The organism is Syntrophales bacterium (assembly GCA_023229765.1).
Classification (GTDB): Bacteria; Desulfobacterota; Syntrophia; order Syntrophales; family UBA5619; genus DYTH01.
The window spans coordinates 1-5,017 of sequence record JALNYO010000074.1; the positions used below are offsets into that span (position 1 = coordinate 1).

Genomic DNA, 5,017 nt, shown 5'->3' on the forward strand with positions numbered 1-5,017 from the left:
AAGCGAAGCTTAATGTTCATAATCTATAAGTTCCCGAAAAGACCAGATTCCCGTTTTCACGGGAATGACAATTAACAACATTTCGGGAGAAATTCAAAGGTCTCGCAGCATCAGGATGTGCCCGTCCAGCAGGGCCGCCTCATAAACGACGATGCCGGGAAACAGCCTGCTGAGCTTCTCTTCGTTGTCTTTCCAGTAGAGGTCGTGATTGCCCCAGATTTTGATGTAGCGGGTCTTTTGGGGGTCGCTGTCATGAAACGCCGCCAGCCGCTCGTAAATTGAGGTGTGGGTAATGTAGATCTGATTGAAGCGCTCGACTTCCCAAAGCTCCTCCGCGTCGCCCAGCTCGATCAGCGTGAATCCTTCCGCCAGGTAATAATCGAGGGCGCATTTGAAGATCAGCGAATTGGCGGCAAAGTCGTCGCTCCCCGTCCCGTCGCCCCGGTGGGCGTCGGAAAAGACGATAAACCGGGAATCAGCCGTGCTGGAAAGGTTAATCGTTTTCAAATCACCCCCAAAACGCTAAAAATCAAGACCTTACCCCATACTTGCCGCGAGACCTGAATTTTGTCATTTCGAGGAGCGGTAGCGACGAGAAATCTTAATGCTCGTGCATAGTTAAAGATTTATCCCTGCGGTCGAAATGACAATATTGGCAGTTTTTCAAAGCTCTCACAAAACCTTTGAATTTTGTCATTTCGAGGAGCGGCAGCTACGAGAAATCTTAATGCTCGTGCATAGTTAAAGATTTCTCCCTGCGGTCGAAATGACAATACTGGCAGTTTTTCAAAGGTTTCCTTATACCCTATTTATTTACCGCTTTATATGCTCCCACAAACCGCCCTGCCAGCGCCCCCACATCCTGCCGGATCAGATTCAGATTCCCGATATTCGCCTGCCCCGTGATGTTCATCGACCAGGTAGCCGCCAGCGTCTTGGCCTGCGGGTTCGCATCCAGGACGGCCAACTGCCGCAATTCCATTTTGATATCGTAGGCGTACCAGTATTTTTCCGTCTCATGGGTGTTGATGTTGACGCACAGAACCGGCCGGCCGGGAATGGCAAGCCACGCGTTCCCCTCGGCCACCCGTATCCCGCCCTCCTGCAGCTTCTGCACCACATCCCGCCGGATCTGCGCCCCGCTCAGCCCAAACCTGGCTGCATATTTCTGAACGTTTGGCTGCACCTCCTCCACGACCACGCTGACGCCCTGAAGCCCGGCCAGCGTCGCCCGGCTCACCTCCGAATCCTCGGCCAAGGCCGGCAGGGCAAGAAACGCCGACAGGATCAACGCAATGCTAACAAAAGGCAAAAGGTATCGTCTCTTCATCATTCCTCCTGTTTCCGGGCTGACCGGGGCCAGATTTCAAATCGGAAAAGGGCTCTGTCCCTAATTAAGGGGGGCGGAATTGAGCCAATCTTCCAGGTTGACGTTCAAGGCCATGTTCCTCTTTTTCAGCAGAAGGAGAAAGTCCCACATGCTCAAATCCAGCAGGCGGCAGGCTTCCTCCACGGAAAGATCGCCGGTCTGATACTTCGCCAAAAGCCTCTCCTGCCGGTCTTCAGCAAATCCTTTTTGCAGGATTTCGCGCAGATACGCTGATTTATCGAGGCGCATATCTTTGATAAACGAGGTTATCTCCTTCAGAAACTCTTCAGGTATCCTCACGGTTGCCGGTTTCAACATTTCCAATCTCCTTCAATCTCAAAAAAGCTTCAGCAATGATATCAGGTGCATACCGTCCCTCAACGCGCATCTTTTCAATGGCCGCTTTTGCCAAAGGGCCTTCGATGCGTCCATGTCGGTACAACTCCGTGGCGATCTTCGGGGATATGATAAAAGGCAGGTTCAGAAACCTGCATGTCTTAATGGCCTTCCCGTCGTCCGTGGCCAGGACAGCGCCTTCGCCCATCTCCTGTGCGAGCCTGATTGCCGCCCATTCCCCCTTGCCAAGCGTGAGAGGAGGCTTCCCATCCGGCAACTCTTTGAAATACATTTCGATGTTTCCCTGTGAAGTCATGTCGAAAATACTTTTCGCATCGGGAAACTTCTCGATCGTATCCTGATTGACCACTTCTTCGAATACCGCCGCCGGGACGATCGCTCTGCGGAATTCAGTTAGGGCCTTAAGCAAGCCCGACTTGGCTAATAGAATCAGGACACAACTATCTGCAACAATAATATTCACTGTTTATTCCGAAGCGTACGCATATTTGCAATTATGTATACATCGCAGGTATCGTCGTGTCAAGAACAAAAAGCGGCGGGAACATGGGGCTGACGTTCCGCGGACGCTGTGGTGATCTTGGAATAATATCGGTTTCTGTCCCTATTTTTCAGAGACTCCCCGAGAGCTTTGAAAATCTATACCCTTTTGTCATTCCCGCGCAGGCGGGAATCTATAAGTTCCCGAAAAGACCAGATTCCCGTTTTCACGGGAATGACAATTAACAACATTTCAGGAGAAATTCAAAGCTCTCTCCCCGGCAAAACGCTAATTTTAATGGGTGACCCCCGAAAGCTTTGATTCACTCTCCTGCGAGAAATTCTGCGACCGTTGTAATCCGGATGCCTGCCGTTTGCGACGCGTCATCCATAAAGGGACCGAAGTGCCGCATGTCGCCGGTCAGCAGGTGTGTCGCTCCGCAGCGGAGGGCGGTCAGGAAGATCGGGCGGTCTTTGGCGGGAAGGGCAATGGGGCAATCCCCGCCGGAAACGGAAGGTAAAACGGTCATGTCGCGAAGGAGTATTTCCAGACGCGACACGGCGGAGGGATATTGGGCGGTCAGATTGCGGCTCGCCTCCTCGACGGCCAGGGTGGAGGTGATCATCCGCCAATGCCCCTTCGACCCGAGTTCCAGCACAAGCGCCGCTTTTCCGGACGGATTGTGGGCCGCCGTGAAAAGGATATTGGCATCCAGAAAGAGGCACTTCACGTTTTGCCTTCGAACTTCTTTAGAATGTTCAGACGCTCCGCTTCCTCCAGATGGTCCTCGGCGTTCCAACGGGCGACATCGGCGTCACTATAGGTCTCGATTTCCAGAACTGCAGCCGGCCGCAGGACAACTTCATCCTCCCGCTCTTCGAGGATAACAACACCACCCGCTATGATTCCCATACGTTTTCGAATATCAGTCGGCAAGGTAATTTGCCCTCGGCTGGATACGGTAAGACTTGCGCGCATAATAACCTCCTTGATGAAATTCCGTATAGCAGAATTACACCATTACTGCAAGCAATTGTTGGGGGTCTTGCATTTTAGCGTTTTTCAGGGGGAAAAGGAGGATCGGAAATAATAGGTGCTCTGTCCCTAATTATCCCGGCAAAACGCTAATTTTCAAGACCTGACCCCCGAGATGACACCCAGAAATCTCCGAAACTGGCGACGCGCTGCCGCTGTTCGGGAGCAAAGAGGAACGGTTCCACATCCTGAGCCAGAGCATTCAGATCCAGCTCCCCGAGCCGCACTGCAAAGCGTCGGAGAAATTCCGACCGCTCCAGCCCTACCTTCCTTTCGATATACTCAAAATCAGGGGCCGTCAGGCCGGTCAGAAAAGAGACGTCAAAGATATCCCTCCCTTTTTCCCTCTTCCGATACAGAATCGCCAGCATCTTCTGGGCTAGGAGTATCGCGGCCGGCGCCGCCAAAATCTGGCGGTAAACACTGAATCTGTTCAGGAAAACTTTCCCGGGATCGTACAGTCTCTCTTTCGCCTCACTGTCAATGCGGATGAGAATCTTCCGCTCCGCGTCCGGGCTCAGACCCGCTTCCCGCAGGATCTTCGGAAAACGTATATAACAATGCCAGGCGCCCTTTTCGACGACCCGATATTCAATCAGGAAACCCTTATATTCCATGTCCCGGCAGGCCGTCTTCAAGAGCGCTTCAAACCGGGTGAACGTCAAACCAAAATTATCAAAATCCAAATCCTCCGAGAAACGCGGGCTGTCGTGGAGGATGCGAATCGCCGTGCCGCCGATGAAACTCAACTCTGCCGCCGCCGCATTCTTGAACAGCGAATCCAGCAATTCATACTGGAGATACTCCACCAGCATTCCGCGAGGATTTCTCTGCCGCAACGGCAAGGGGAAATTCCCCGATACCTGCTCTACCGTAAGCATCGTCCCGCCCACTTTTCCATCTTCTTCACCCCGAACGCCTGTAAATATCTGAAGAATTTGTCTTTATCGAGGGTCTTTGCCATCTCCTCTTCATTCAGGCGGATGCTGTCGAAATCATCCGCCGTGTTGATCCGGGCCAGGTTGAGATAAAGGTAATCGAGCAGCGCCTTTTCCGGCTCCGCCAGGAGGTAGGGGCCGTGCGCCGTCTTCATCTCCACATAACCCCAGAAAAGGTCGCTCTTCACATGCCGGTAGATGAAGCGGCCCCAGGCGTTCTCAAAAGTCCGGGTAATTCTGGCGGTAACGCTGGTATAAGCGTACACAATCTCCGGGATGAAGCCATACCGGGCCAGGGCGCTTTCGAGGCTCAGATAGCTGGGTTGACACAGCAGAAAAGCGACGTCCTCGCCCCGCACCTGCTCCATCTCCCGGCGGAAGGCGTAGAGGCCGTTTTTCAGGCGGACCAGATACCCCTTTTTTACCCAGAGGCTGAGCTGGTAGTCCAGAACCCGATACCCGGACAACGCAAGGTCATTTCGGGAGAACACAGGACTCTTGATGGCGGCAGTCAGTTCATTGTATTTCATGAACTTATTATAAATGATAATCTAATGAAATGTCAAGGACGGTCGAAAAAGAAGACCTGACCCCCAAAACTTGACTATTTTTGCAACTCTTCCCGCTCGATAGCCAAGGTCCGCCCCGCGCCTTGGGCTGCGTAGCCCCACTTGATGAGAGTGAAGGCAGGCTGCCCGTCTGGCCCCGGGGCGATTGCCAGTGGCGACCTGGAATTGTATTAAAGCTGGCGGGACGAACATGGTGTGTGACGTAACTGAGTCTTCTTCCCTGGGAATAAATTTATAAATATTCTTCTTCGGTTTTCTTCGTTTTGTT

General features: G+C 52.6%; 8 protein-coding genes. All 8 read right to left on the reverse strand.

Features of this window, described 5'->3' with window-relative positions:
• Positions 1–93: 93 nt before the first annotated feature.
• The 8 genes from M0P74_17955 to M0P74_17990 all read right to left on the reverse strand — a co-directional run bounded on the left by M0P74_17955 (position 94) and on the right by M0P74_17990 (position 4,710).
• On the reverse strand, positions 94–507 hold the full coding sequence (locus M0P74_17955; protein ID MCK9365471.1) for a hypothetical protein: 414 nt from the start codon (positions 505–507) through the stop codon (positions 94–96).
• 298 nt (positions 508–805) lie between these two features.
• Entirely contained in the window at positions 806–1,333 is a 528-nt protein-coding gene (locus M0P74_17960) for a hypothetical protein (GenBank protein MCK9365472.1), read from the reverse strand.
• A 57-nt stretch (positions 1,334–1,390) separates the two neighbouring features.
• Positions 1,391–1,687: a UPF0175 family protein gene (locus M0P74_17965; protein ID MCK9365473.1), complete on the reverse strand. Its 297-nt coding sequence runs from the start codon at positions 1,685–1,687 to the stop codon at positions 1,391–1,393.
• Positions 1,656–2,189: a hypothetical protein gene (locus M0P74_17970; protein ID MCK9365474.1), complete on the reverse strand. Its 534-nt coding sequence runs from the start codon at positions 2,187–2,189 to the stop codon at positions 1,656–1,658. The genes M0P74_17965 and M0P74_17970 overlap by 32 nt, the downstream gene beginning before the upstream one ends.
• Before the next feature lie 340 nt (positions 2,190–2,529).
• Complete coding sequence (locus tag M0P74_17975) at positions 2,530–2,937, reverse strand: hypothetical protein (GenBank protein ID MCK9365475.1); 408 nt, start codon at positions 2,935–2,937, stop codon at positions 2,530–2,532.
• Entirely contained in the window at positions 2,934–3,185 is a 252-nt protein-coding gene (locus tag M0P74_17980; GenBank protein ID MCK9365476.1) for an AbrB/MazE/SpoVT family DNA-binding domain-containing protein, read from the reverse strand. The genes M0P74_17975 and M0P74_17980 overlap by 4 nt, the downstream gene beginning before the upstream one ends.
• Before the next feature lie 146 nt (positions 3,186–3,331).
• Positions 3,332–4,123, reverse strand: a complete 792-nt coding sequence (locus M0P74_17985; protein ID MCK9365477.1) for a nucleotidyl transferase AbiEii/AbiGii toxin family protein — start codon at positions 4,121–4,123, stop codon at positions 3,332–3,334.
• Positions 4,111–4,710 (reverse strand): type IV toxin-antitoxin system AbiEi family antitoxin domain-containing protein, encoded by a 600-nt coding sequence (locus M0P74_17990; protein ID MCK9365478.1) that lies wholly within the window; start codon positions 4,708–4,710, stop codon positions 4,111–4,113. The genes M0P74_17985 and M0P74_17990 overlap by 13 nt, the downstream gene beginning before the upstream one ends.
• Positions 4,711–5,017: the final 307 nt, after the last annotated feature.

Excerpts from the sequence above, each read along its gene's own strand:
- M0P74_17985 (MCK9365477.1), bottom strand. The coding sequence starts at position 4,123 with ATGCTTACGGTAGAGCAGGTATCGGGGAATTTCCCCTTGCCGTTGCGG.
- M0P74_17960 (MCK9365472.1), bottom strand. The coding sequence starts at position 1,333 with ATGATGAAGAGACGATACCTTTTGCCTTTTGTTAGCATTGCGTTGATC.
- M0P74_17990 (MCK9365478.1), bottom strand. The coding sequence starts at position 4,710 with ATGAAATACAATGAACTGACTGCCGCCATCAAGAGTCCTGTGTTCTCC.
- M0P74_17980 (MCK9365476.1), bottom strand. The coding sequence starts at position 3,185 with ATGCGCGCAAGTCTTACCGTATCCAGCCGAGGGCAAATTACCTTGCCG.
- M0P74_17965 (MCK9365473.1), bottom strand. The coding sequence starts at position 1,687 with ATGTTGAAACCGGCAACCGTGAGGATACCTGAAGAGTTTCTGAAGGAG.